The 1,327-nt window shown below is 28.4% G+C and carries 1 protein-coding gene; it reads left to right on the top strand.

The genetic code is table 11. The annotated features are described in order from the left end of the window. The first annotated feature begins 948 nt into the window (after window positions 1–948). A complete protein-coding gene (locus CKF54_RS07605; protein ID WP_119525753.1) occupies window positions 949–1,296 on the top strand; it encodes an ArsR/SmtB family transcription factor in 348 nt (115 codons plus the stop codon). Window positions 1,297–1,327: the final 31 nt, after the last annotated feature.

Below are 1,327 nucleotides of genomic sequence, written 5' to 3'. Positions count from 1 at the left end.
TGCGGAATTCAGGTTATAAGAAAAGATTAGTCTTAAAGTGTGCTTGCAAAGGTAAGCATGCAAATATAAGCTTGCAATTGTAAGTATACGAGTATAAACCTGCAAGTATTTTTCCTTTCATAGGTTAAAAATACCTCTTACATAAAGGTAAAAATAAGCTTATTATCTTGGGCAAATCTAAGGTTAGATAATTGCTTTTTTGCGGGAAAACCTAAGTACAGAACTCAACTAAAGAAAAAATTGTTGTCCAGTTATTTTGGAGAAGTGACGATTAGTTGACGCTGATTTTTAAGATAAATCTGTAGAGAATTGTCAGGAATTAAGAATTTTTACAGGGGTTAAATTTTTTATTGTCGTAAAAAAATTGTATATATTCCTTTAAATATCTTAATTTGATGATATATTAATTAGGAAATATTACTCTTTTATAATGTTTTAGTCTTTGATTGATAAAGAAGAGGTAATTAGCTTAATTATTCAAATTAGTTAGCCTTATTTATAGTTCTTATTATTTAACTAAATAGGTTTGTCTTCAAGCATGAAAACAAATAAATTAGGTTAAAAACACATAAGCTGACTAAGGGTTTGAGATAAAATAAAAGTAAAGCTTGAGCTTATCCCCAAATGGTAAACAGCTTTGCTTATCTCTAATTAAGTTAATTTACGCAAAGCTTTATACAAGATTAATTAGAGCCAGTATCAAGTTTATTTCATCATTGTACCAATTAGGTAGAATTACTAACTTTTACTAAAACTAATCTAGAAATAGTCTAATAAAAGTTATCTAATTGAGATTTAATAAATTATTTTTATGGGTAATATAAAATTTCTTTTAATGTTTAATGTAGTTACATCCTCAGACAAAATCACTAAAGTTTTACATTAAAAGGAGTTTTTATCTTACAGAAGTTACGTATTTTTTAAAGATAAAAAAGAAGGTTTGATTAGATGGATATTGCAAAATTCAGCGAGATAGCTTCAGCTCTTGCAAATGAAAACCGTGTAAAAATCATGAGCTTTATCGCAGAACACGGCGAACAATGCGCTCAAGGTTTATTAGAACATTTTCACTTTTCTCAGCCAACTATGTCACAACACATTCGTGTGTTACGTCAAAGTCAATTATTAATTATGCGCAAAGAAGGACGTTGGCAGTTCTTTGCAATCAATACAGCTTTACTTAATGAGTTTAATGCTTTCATTAAAACTCGTATGATTGATCCAATTTCACTTGAAGATTTAAACCCTGCGTTTGTAAATCGTTTAAAATTTGATTATCAGAAAAAGTCTAAGTAGTAGACTGATATACCAGATATAAAAAAATCTC

The sequence above is a fragment of the Psittacicella hinzii genome (assembly GCF_003585885.1).
GTDB lineage: Bacteria > Pseudomonadota > Gammaproteobacteria > Enterobacterales > Psittacicellaceae > Psittacicella.
The sequence above is the reverse complement of the archived record's forward strand: the minus strand, read 5'-3'. Positions and strand labels throughout refer to the sequence as shown.